This is a genomic window from Erwinia sp. 009765445, assembly GCF_058137865.1.
This window is the reverse complement of sequence record NZ_JBYUWC010000072.1, coordinates 1-529: the sequence shown is the minus strand read 5'-3', so window position 1 is coordinate 529 and position 529 is coordinate 1. Positions and strand designations below refer to the sequence as shown.

Here is a 529-nt window from a genome sequence, read left to right as displayed (position 1 = left end):
CTCGAACTGGATAAAAATCACCTCAAAGGTCTGTTACTGAAAAGTGGCGGCACCACCTCACATACCGTAATTCTTGCCCGTTCGTTCAACATTCCGACACTGGTTGGTGTGGATATTGATGCCCTCACTCCGTGGCAGCATCAAACGATTTATATCGACGGCAACGCTGGGGCGATTGTGGTTGAGCCAGGGGAAGCCGTAGCTCGTTATTATCAGCAAGAAGCCCGCGTACAGGACGCCCTTCGTGAGCAACAGCGTGTCTGGCTGACCCAACAAGCCCGTACCGCTGACGGTATCCGTATTGAAATTGCCGCTAACATCGCTCACTCCGTGGAAGCGCAGGCCGCATTCGGCAATGGTGCGGAAGGCGTTGGTTTGTTCCGCACTGAAATGCTCTATATGGATCGCACCAGTGCACCGGGTGAAAGCGAGCTGTACAACATTTTTTGTCAGGCGCTGGAGTCTGCCAACGGACGCAGCATTATTGTGCGCACTATGGACATTGGCGGTGATAAACCCGTTGATTATC

Annotated in this window: 1 protein-coding gene; it reads left to right on the top strand. The window is 52.9% G+C overall.

The window, feature by feature from the left end:
- A partial coding sequence (locus AC3Y5R_RS24285; protein ID WP_489923431.1) for a putative PEP-binding protein occupies positions 1–529 on the top strand: 529 nt, incomplete at both ends.